The sequence below is a fragment of the Bacillus sp. TL12 genome (assembly GCF_022625245.1).
GTDB lineage: Bacteria > Bacillota > Bacilli > Bacillales > Bacillaceae_G > Bacillus_A.
Map to the genome: position 1 here is coordinate 1 of NZ_JAJJBY010000223.1, position 384 is coordinate 384.

A 384-nucleotide genomic window follows, 5' to 3' on the forward strand; every position below is an offset into this window, starting at 1 on the left:
AATTGAAAATTGGAGCGGAAGACGGGATTCGAACCCGCGACCCCAACCTTGGCAAGGTTGTATTCTACCACTGAACTACTTCCGCAAGACATGTTATGAGATATTTTATTTAAAAGTGCGGGTGAAGGGAGTCGAACCCCCACGCCAAAGGCGCCAGATCCTAAGTCTGGTGCGTCTGCCAATTCCGCCACACCCGCATATTATATTTGTTTTAAAAGAAATGGGGCGACTGATGGGAATCGAACCCACGAATGCCGGAGCCACAATCCGGTGCGTTAACCACTTCGCCACAACCGCCATAGTTGCTGGTGCCGGCTAGAGGACTTGAACCCCCAACCTACTGATTACAAGTCAGTTGCTCTACCAATTGAGCTAAGCCGGCAA

The 384-nt window shown here is 50.3% G+C and carries 4 tRNA genes; all 4 read right to left on the minus strand.

Features of this window, described 5'->3' with window-relative positions:
• Positions 1 to 10: 10 nt before the first annotated feature.
• Positions 11 to 85: transfer RNA gene (locus tag LOK41_RS28635), tRNA-Gly, on the minus strand.
• A gap of 31 nt (positions 86 to 116) precedes the next feature.
• A tRNA-Leu gene (locus LOK41_RS28640) sits at positions 117 to 197 on the minus strand.
• Positions 198 to 221: 24 nt separating this feature from the next.
• Positions 222 to 297 (minus strand) — tRNA-His (locus LOK41_RS28645).
• Between the two features lie 9 nt (positions 298 to 306).
• A tRNA-Thr gene (locus tag LOK41_RS28650) sits at positions 307 to 382 on the minus strand.
• Positions 383 to 384: the final 2 nt, after the last annotated feature.